The organism is Blautia sp. AM28-27 (assembly GCF_003480905.1).
Classification (GTDB): Bacteria; Bacillota; Clostridia; order Lachnospirales; family Lachnospiraceae; genus Fusicatenibacter; species Fusicatenibacter saccharivorans.
Genome location: NZ_QUJK01000031.1, coordinates 1 through 8,318, shown reverse-complemented (window position 1 = coordinate 8,318; position 8,318 = coordinate 1). Strand labels below are relative to the sequence as shown.

The following is an 8,318-nucleotide window of genomic DNA, read 5'->3' as shown; positions in this document are numbered from 1 at the left end:
GGGGAGAACCCCAACTATGAGTATGAGCGGCAAATACAGTCATTGGAGCAGCTACAATTCCAGCTACTACTGAAAGTGCTAAAATAGATTTTCTTAAATTCATAAGTTCCTCCCTTTCCTTAAAAATACATAGCTCTTTGTTACATTGTCATTTTAACATAATAATTGGTAAAATGCAATAATTTATTTTCTATTTACGAGAAAATACTGTGCATATTATCTTATTTAGGAATAGTTAAGGCGGCTACCTAAATCTTTTTATTACTTTACCGCACATGAGCATTCGCGCCGGGGTTGTCGTTGCCGTAGCCCTCCATGAGATTGACAACGCCCCAAATGCCAAGACCAGCCCCAAGAGCGATAACAAGTGTTTTCAAAACGCCTACTGCGGAAGTAAAAAATGCCATGATAAAATCCTTTCTGCCGCGTGTGCGGCTGTCCGTCAAGCGGACAAAAGGCGGTCAGCGATCAGTCGCCGCCGCATAAAAAAACCGCCCTGTATAAAAGGCGGTGTCCCCACGCTGCGTAAGTTCTGCGGCGCGGCGGTATTCAGTTGTAAGGGTTTGGGCGGTACGTCCCCCGGTAGGGGCGCGTATCATGTAGCCCGTGTTTACGTTCTTCATTTCCGATCAGCTCCTTAAAAAATCTTTTTATGAATGACAGGCAGGAAAGGGTCTGTTTCCGTAGCCGTCGGCGGTGTGGGAATGTGGGTAACTGGCTGCTCTTTTGGGATTGTGGGTAACTCTGTTTGCAGGACGTGGGAAAGCCGCACTTTGGCTTTTCCATGTGCTGTGAATGGAGTTATCCATGATCCCATAGCCTGTTATCCACATTTCCATGCCGTAAATCTTTTAAGCCCTGTCACTGTTTCGGGACAAGCCCCATGCGGCGGGCTAATTCCTCCGCGTAAAGCTCCACATAGCGGCGTTCCATTTCTTCCCGCCACTCCCGTATTCCCGCGTCAATGGTGTTTGCCATATCCAGCAGCCACTTCATTTCAAGCTGCTTTAGTTGCTCCCGCTGCTTCTGCTGTTTCTTTCTGATACGCTTATTCATGGTCTGCGTCCTCCTGTAAATGCGCCCGGTTCTTTTCGTAAAGCCGTTCACAATCTTTGATAAATTTCCGCAGGGCAGCTTGCCGCCGCTGTTCTTCCCGGATTTTTGGGTTGACAAGCACCGTAAACCGCCGCTTATCATTTCCGGGGCTTTTATTCACTGTCTGCGTCCTCCTGTAAATCTGCCCCGTCGATCTCGTAAACGTCAAATTCCTCGTCCGGCTTCACTATGGCGGGGCGGCGTTTGATGTGCTTCTCCATGTCAAAGGCGTTCTTCGGGTCTGCGTCGGAGAGGTACTTGTATTTCGGGTGTCGCGTTATATCAAACTTATCTGAAAAGAACGGGCGCACACCGCGCACCTGTAAAATGCACTTGCCGCCGTCCATAACGGCGATCTCGTCCTGCGTCATAAGTTCCTTTCCCAGCTTTTGGTAGTTCATGCCGTGGGAAAGCTCCCGCCCCCGCGTTTCGGACGTGTTGAAGCTGTCTATGGTTTCCTTGCCTAAAATTTCCGATATTTCTTTGAGGGTGCTTTTTTCCTTGCCGCCCAAGAAAAGGGTGGTGTCGCAATTCCCTACAATCGTGTCAGCGTTGTCTTTGTAGATTGCCTTTAGCTGGCTTTGTGACTGCAAGATAATTGACGCGGAGATTTCCCGGCTTCTTATGGTAGCAATGAGCTTTTCAAACTTCGGTATCTGCCCGATATTCGCAAATTCATCAAGTAAGCACCTTACATGGACGGGAAGCCGCCCGCCGTATTCATCATCAGCCTTGTCACACAAGAGGTTGAATAGCTGGGTGTAGAGTATGCTCACGACAAAGTTAAAAGTGTCGTCGGTGTCGCTGATAATGACGAAAAGGGCGGTCTTTCTGTCCCCCAGCGTGTCAAGCTCCATTTCGTCCGTTTCCATAAGCTCCCGCAGCTCCTTAATGTCAAAGGGGGCTAACCTTGCGCCGCAGGAAATGAGGATAGAGCTTCGCGTCTTGCCCGCCGACAGCAGGAATTTTTTGTACTGCCGGACAGCGAAATGCTCCGGGTCTTTTTCTTCCAGCCGTTCAAACATGAGGTCAACCGGGCTTTGAAATTCCGGGTCGTCCTCGCGGGCTTCGCTGGCGTTTATCATTTCAAGCAGCGTCGTGAAGTTCTTTTCTTCCTCCGGGGCTTCATAGTGGATATAGCCGATAAGGGCGCAGTAGAAAAGCCGTTCCGACTTCACCCAAAAATCCTCGCCGGATTTCTCCCCGTCGCCTTTGGTGTTGGCGATTATGGTATTTACCAGCTTCAAAATGTCTTTCTCGCTGCGGATATACGCAAAGGGGTTGTAACGCATGGACTTCTTGAAATTGATTGTGTTCAGCACTTTTATTCTGTACCCGCCACGCTGTAAGAGCTTCCCGCACTCGATTAAAACCGTGCCTTTCGGGTCTGTGACAACATAGCTGCTGTGCATTTGCATAAGCGACGGTTTGACGAAAAAGCGGGTCTTGCCGCTGCGGAACCGCCGATCACAAGGATATTTTTGTTTCTTGCATACTTCGGCTGCTTCGGGCGGCTGTTCATGGTAAGCCGTTCCGTCTGCGTAAGCGGGATATTGTTCTCAAATACCGGGTCTATGTACGGCTTTATGTCCTCGGCTGTCCCCCAGCGTGCGGAACCGTACTCAATGCCCTTGCGGTATTTTTTCGCGTTCTTGCCCTTTAGGTAAACGGCAAGCCGGATAATCACCGCCCCGGCAATACCGATCAGTAAATCGGCGGGGTGGAAGCTGGGGGCTGCGCTGGCAAAGGCGGCGGTGAAGCCCTCCCCCAAGTTCAAGATTTTTTGGCTTGCGTCCATGCCGGGGGAAAGCCGGACAGCCGCGCCTGCCTTGTCAAACAGGTACACAAAGAGCAGATACGGGAGATTGAGGATAAGCAGCTTCTTGATTTCCGGCTTCATAGCGATACCTCCCTGTCCTTGTGTTTGGTCTGCTGGCGGCTGGCGTTCAGCTCCTTTGCCTTTTCCCGGAAAGCGGCTAATGCCTTTCGGATTGAGGGCTTCTTATCCTGCGTCAGCTTCTTTGCGGAAAACTCCTTGAAAGCGGCGGTCAGTGCGTCCGCGTCCCTGCCCTTGAAGAATACAAGGTAGCGGGGCGGGGTTTCCGTCGCGTCCTTTTTCAGCGCAAAGTCGATACCGTACTTTTTGGCGATACTCTCAAACGCCTTGATATTGTCTTTTGTGATCTCTATGTTGGAAACGCCCGTGTTCTGCTTCATAAGCTGCTTTAGGGTCTGTTTCCCGTGGGGCTGTTTGCCGATCTGCTTCTTTGCCTGTGCAAGCGCGGCTTTCATTGCCTTTTGCAGCACTTCGGCGGTCAGCTTCCCGGTCTTGATATACAGGGCAACGGTTTTCTCGTTGATCTCGTCCTGCATGGGGTCTTTCCCTCCTTTCGGGGTGGTCTATGGGGCGGCGGTCAGATACGCACCCGCAGCCCGTTAAGATCGTCGGCTCTGATACCAACTAAGTACCATTCCTGTTTCATGTTCATTTCAATGCGGGTCGGCTTCCACTTGCCGCGGGTGAACACGTCGAAACAGTCCCCGCAATGCAGCCCGCCGTAATAGCTGGCAAGGTCAAAGCGAATGTCATAGCGGTCTGTGCGCTCGTCAAATACCAATGCTCCCGTCGTTTTCTGTGCCATAATAAAATCCTCCTTTTGTGGTTGTGGGTGGTTACAGGCTTTCGCCCGGTTTGAATGAATAGGGGTCGTGCGGCTCCTGTGGCGCAAGTGCGCCGCTTGCCATATCGTGAGCCACAAGGGACGTATAATAGTTGCCGATTGTGGACGGGGCATTGAAAAGCACCGCCCGTAGATACTGCTTGATGTTGCGGATTTTCGTTGTGTTCTCCCGCATACAGTCCAGCACAAAGCGGATATGTTCACTGTCCAGCTTCATAAACTTTGCTTTCACCAGCTCGGCGGGGTAGTCGTCCCCGGCAATACGGATCGTCTTTCTCCGGGTGCAGACAGTTTCAAGCATAATGTCAACAATTTCGTCCAGCCTGTCCCCGTCAAACTTCATATCCTGCATGAGAATGTCATAGGAGATATTGTCCTTGATGATCTCCCGGTAAATCTCATATGCGCTCTGTGTTTCCGTTTCCTTTCGCTTCCGTTCCGGCGGCGCAGCCGCTTCTCCGTCAGAGGGAGAGGGGGTAGGGGAAAGGATAGGAATGGAATGGGTACTTTGTAAATCTGTATTTATTTTTTCTTTTGTTGGTAAGTCAGTCTTTTGTATATCTTTATTTAATTGCATTGGATTTTCCAACGTAGGTTTTTCCAACATTGGTTTTTCCTGCGTTGGATTATCCAATGTTGGATTTTCCAATGTAGGTAAATCCGGCGTAGGTTCTGTATGCGGCTGCTCATAGATCACATAATCAGCTCCGCGCAAGCGTCCCTTTTCGTCGCGTTCCCGTGAACGGACGATATACCCGGCGCGTTCCAGTTCCTTTATTGCTTCCCGGATAGCGTCTATCTTTTCCCGGTTAATCTGTGACAGCCCTGCAAGGGTGTAGTCCCAATCTTCGGGAAGTGACAGCATTTGCGATAAAAGCCCCTTTGCCTTTAAGGTCAGCTCCTTGTTGCGTAAATGGTGGTTGCTCATAACGGTATAGCCCTTGTTGCGCTCCACTCGGAAAACTGCCATAGCTTCATCACTCCTTTGGTTGTGGATTTGTTACGCGATAGAACGCCGTTTTGCCGGGGTTAGGTATAAATCCCTGTCCCCGTTAAAAACGCGCCCGCAAAGCCGCATATAGCAAGGCTCTTTTCGCCCCTACTGCGTAACATGAGGGCATAAAAAAAGCGGCGTTCCTGTTCTCCCTGTTATGGGATAGAGAAACGCCGCATTTGCGTCGTATTCAGTTTTCATTTATTCTTTCTCAATGCTGTGTGCTGGTGTTTGGGCTTGCAGGGTTCCGGGTGGCATATCAAGGCTCTTTCCCTCAAAAGTAGTAAATTGGTAGTAAATTCAGCTTGAAATCCTGCTTGTATGCCCGTAAATCAAGGCTTTTTTGAGATAATCAACCATTTTATTATAATACTTTCGATAAAAACTCTTTGAGCCGGGGATGCTGCGGATTTGCGAAGAACTCCTGCGGCGTATTCTCCTCCTGAATATTTCCCTCGTTGATAAAGACCACGCGGGTTGCCACTTCTCTTGCAAAACCCATTTCATGCGTTACGACAACCATCGTCATGCCTGATTCAGCAAGTTCCTTCATAATTTCAAGAACCTCTCCTACCATCTCCGGATCGAGTGCAGAAGTCGGTTCGTCAAACAGCATGACATCCGGATTCATCGCAAGGGCGCGCGCGATGGCGATTCGCTGCTTCTGTCCGCCGGAAAGGCTTCCCGGATAGGCATCTGCTTTGTCCGGCAGTCCGACACGGGTCAGAAGCTCCATCGCTTTTTTCTCTGCTTCTTCCGGTGTCATTAGTTTTAATGTCACCGGAGCGAGCAAGATATTTTCCTTAACGGTTTTGTGCGGAAACAGATTGAACTGCTGGAATACCATTCCGATCTTCTGACGCACATGGTCAATGTCAGTTTCCGGCGCCGTGATGTCAACGCCCTCGAAGTAAATTTTTCCGCCGGTTGGAATTTCCAGACGGTTTAAGGAGCGCAGAAACGTCGATTTTCCGGAACCGGAAGGACCGATAACGGCGACAACTTCTCCCTGACGGATCTCTGTGCTGATTCCGTCTAAAACTTTATTATCCTCGAAGCTCTTCTGCAGATTTTCAACTTTAATTAATACTTTTTCGTTAGTGGTCACTCTTACGCAGTCTCCTTTCCAGTTTGCCCATGAAATAGGTCAGAATCATAACAAGAATCAGATAAAAGATCGCTGCGGAGAGAAGCGGAACCAGCGCATCGTACGTACGGCTCTGTACCAGAGTTGCTGCTTTTGTAATATCGATGGTTCCAATATAGCCGATGATGGCGGTCTCTTTCAACAGCACGATCATCTCGTTGATCAGCGCCGGAAGAACATTTTTAAACGCCTGCGGAATGATAATCAGACGCATGGTCTGTGCCGAATTTAAACCAAGGCTTCGTCCCGCTTCCGTCTGTCCTTTATCCACAGACATGATTCCGGAACGGAAGATCTCGGCAACGTACGCACCGGAGTTAATACCGAATGCAATTCCGCCGATCACGATATTGTTCAGGTTTACGGTTGCAAAAATAACGGAATAAAAAAACAGAATCTGAATCATGGACGGCGTTCCGCGGATGATCGTCAGATAGACGCGCGCAACGATGTTCAGAAGTTTTAATTTACCGGTCTGCTCGTGTGTCGAGCGGATCAGTGCGATAAGAAGTCCGAGCACAACACCGATGCACAGCGCAAGCACCGTGACAAGCAGTGTCGTCTTCAGACCGGTCAGCCACCATTCTGTAGCACCATTGTCTACAAAGTAGCGGTTGAACTGATGATGTAAATTTTCCATATGACACATCTCTCCTTTGTGTTTTTAACTGCGGGATCTGCAACCGGCAGTTTCCTTACAGCGCAATCGAAAAACGAACGGCCGCGCCTTTTGTCTGGCGGACAGCCGCTCGTTTCTATCCCCTGATTCCAGATTGCCCCGTACTTCGTACTCTCGCAGTCCTTATCACTATGTTATTACTTTCTGACAATGACAACCTGTGTTGCATCTGCATAAGTATCCGTGAAATCAACGCTTTCTTCCCGTTCTGGAGTAACGGTCATTCCGGCTGCGCCGAAGTCTGCTTTTCCACTGTTGACAGATGCAAGGATGGTTTCAAATGACATATCCTCGATTTTCAGCTCATAACCAAGCTTGTCGCAGATTGCCTTGGAAATGTCGGCATCGATACCAACGATATCATTTCCCTCTTTGTACTCCCACGGCTCGAACTCAGCGTTGGTTGCCATGGTAAGCGTTCCGTTGGAACGGTCCACGTCTGCCGGGGACTCATACGGATGCTGGCCGACTTCATCACCAATGTAGTTGCTCATGATCTCATCAAGAGTTCCGTCCTCTTTCAGCTCTGCCAATGCAGTGTTGAACTCGTCTCTTAACTCATTTCCTTTTTTGAAGCACATCGCGTACTCTTCGGTATCAAAAATGCCTTCTACAATTTTCAGATCATCGTTTGCTGCAACGAATTTTTCTGCCGGCAGGGAATCGATGACAACACAGTCAATCTTTCCGTTTTTCAGTGCCTGAATAGCATCGGCGCCTTTGTTGTAACGCTGCATCTGGGAATCTGCATTAACGGCATCGCTCGCCTGAGAATCACCTGTTGTTCCGGTCTGTACACCAATCTTCAGATCTGCCAGATCCTCTACGGATGTTACTTCTACTTTCTTTGCGGTAGATGCAGAACTTCCGCAGCCTGCCATCGAAACAGCAAACAAAACGGACATTGCAAGTGCTGTTGCTTTTTTTGCAAAATTCATTTTCATAATAATCTCCTTCTCTCCTCATGTAATGTATATTTATTCACTTTCCCTTATTATAACAGCATCTTTCTGAAATGCAAGGAAAAACGGAAAAAAAGCAACAGAAATACAAAAGACAGCCCGGGGGTTCTTCCATGGCTGTCTTTCCGTTTTTGTATTCAGTCCGTATTTTTTCCGTCTGCTGCTGTGCAGCGCAGGATCCGCTGAATGCTCTTTTCCGATAAAGCATATTCCTCTGAGAGTTCGGAAACTCTGCTTCCGTTTTGATGTTTCTCGCAAATTTCCCGGCACCGGATGCTCCTTTGCCCATTCCTAGGCTTCCACACTGCTCCCGAAGAGCTTTAAGGCTTCCATCCCTTCCAGTCCCTCTGTATTTGTTCGTCGTCTACACAAATGATGTTCATCTGGTATCTCTCCTGCCTTGTCCTGTTCTAATTGCTTTTCATCCATTCTTCATAAATGGAGGCACTGTATCCCTGTTTCTTTTTACTCTGATACATTGCCCGGTCCGCCTTTCTGTATAGCTGGTCAAAAGAAACTTCTTCCGATACCTCGCAGAAACAGGCACCCAGGCTGATTTCTATCTGCTTCCCCTTCATTTCCGCAATCGTAATCTGGCTGATGTTATGAAAAAGTCTTTCGAAAAATCTCTCTGCCGCCGCTTTCTCCCGCATTTCCGGCTTGACACTCCCCACAGCTAAAGCAGGGGGATTCTTGTTTCTTCCACTACTGCATTGACGAATACCTTACGGTACTGCAATGTCTTACACAGTGTCCACAA

9 protein-coding genes and 2 pseudogenes are annotated in these 8,318 nt (G+C 48.9%); all 11 read right to left on the bottom strand.

The genetic code is table 11. The features are described from left to right. Window positions 1–278: 278 nt before the first annotated feature. A pseudogene (locus DW743_RS17630) lies at window positions 279–407 on the bottom strand (Maff2 family mobile element protein); the annotation flags it as partial. 454 nt (window positions 408–861) lie between these two features. Further along, window positions 862–1,056, bottom strand: a complete 195-nt coding sequence (locus DW743_RS17625) for a hypothetical protein (protein WP_050636992.1) — start codon at window positions 1,054–1,056, stop codon at window positions 862–864. Continuing rightward, complete coding sequence (locus tag DW743_RS18190; RefSeq protein ID WP_166459869.1) at window positions 1,049–1,216, bottom strand: hypothetical protein; 168 nt, start codon at window positions 1,214–1,216, stop codon at window positions 1,049–1,051. The genes DW743_RS17625 and DW743_RS18190 overlap by 8 nt, the downstream gene beginning before the upstream one ends. After that, window positions 1,209–2,995 (bottom strand): annotated as a pseudogene (locus tag DW743_RS17620) (VirD4-like conjugal transfer protein, CD1115 family). The gene DW743_RS18190 and the pseudogene DW743_RS17620 overlap by 8 nt, the downstream one beginning before the upstream one ends. After that, window positions 2,992–3,468: a PcfB family protein gene (locus DW743_RS17615; RefSeq protein WP_050636994.1), complete on the bottom strand. Its 477-nt coding sequence runs from the start codon at window positions 3,466–3,468 to the stop codon at window positions 2,992–2,994. Before DW743_RS17615 ends, DW743_RS17620 begins: the two are co-directional and overlap by 4 nt. A 41-nt stretch (window positions 3,469–3,509) precedes the next feature. Then, entirely contained in the window at window positions 3,510–3,737 is a 228-nt protein-coding gene (locus tag DW743_RS17610) for a DUF5348 domain-containing protein (protein WP_016220940.1), read from the bottom strand. A gap of 31 nt (window positions 3,738–3,768) precedes the next feature. Then, a complete protein-coding gene (locus tag DW743_RS17605; protein WP_050636995.1) occupies window positions 3,769–4,746 on the bottom strand; it encodes a DUF6017 domain-containing protein in 978 nt (325 codons plus the stop codon). Window positions 4,747–5,134: 388 nt separating this feature from the next. Then, the gene (locus DW743_RS17600; protein ID WP_117762275.1) at window positions 5,135–5,878 is read right to left on the bottom strand and encodes an amino acid ABC transporter ATP-binding protein; all 744 of its coding nucleotides are present in this window, start codon (window positions 5,876–5,878) and stop codon (window positions 5,135–5,137) included. Next, entirely contained in the window at window positions 5,868–6,557 is a 690-nt protein-coding gene (locus DW743_RS17595; protein ID WP_117762276.1) for an amino acid ABC transporter permease, read from the bottom strand. The genes DW743_RS17600 and DW743_RS17595 overlap by 11 nt, the downstream gene beginning before the upstream one ends. A 176-nt stretch (window positions 6,558–6,733) precedes the next feature. Next, entirely contained in the window at window positions 6,734–7,540 is an 807-nt protein-coding gene (locus tag DW743_RS17590; RefSeq protein WP_117762277.1) for a transporter substrate-binding domain-containing protein, read from the bottom strand. A 428-nt stretch (window positions 7,541–7,968) separates the two neighbouring features. Further along, the gene (locus tag DW743_RS17580; RefSeq protein WP_243004606.1) at window positions 7,969–8,211 is read right to left on the bottom strand and encodes a diguanylate cyclase domain-containing protein; all 243 of its coding nucleotides are present in this window, start codon (window positions 8,209–8,211) and stop codon (window positions 7,969–7,971) included. Window positions 8,212–8,318: the final 107 nt, after the last annotated feature.